This is a genomic window from Corynebacterium sp. HMSC078H07 (genome assembly GCF_001812805.1).
In the GTDB taxonomy this organism is placed as follows: domain Bacteria; phylum Actinomycetota; class Actinomycetes; order Mycobacteriales; family Mycobacteriaceae; genus Corynebacterium.
Window position 1 is genome coordinate 34,946 of sequence record NZ_KV810518.1, and the last position, 283, is coordinate 35,228.

Sequence of the window (283 nt, forward strand, 5' to 3'; positions counted from 1 at the left end):
TCATTTACCTGGTTTGCCGTCTAATCGGCTGGCTACGCAACCGCCGCGCGGTTCGCGACGACATCGCCGCCGCCCGCGTCACCAAAGCTCACTTCGAGGGCCGCAGCGATTCGGAAAAGCACCACACCAGCACCCACGACGAGCACTGCGCCCACCCCGACTAAACTTTTGTTCCATGACCATCGTGGAATTTCAGGGATTCAAGCGTAAATACACCGTCGTCGCGCCGGAAGATCCCGGCCCGAACCAGCTGCTTTTCCTCCACGGTTCGCTGCAAAATGGC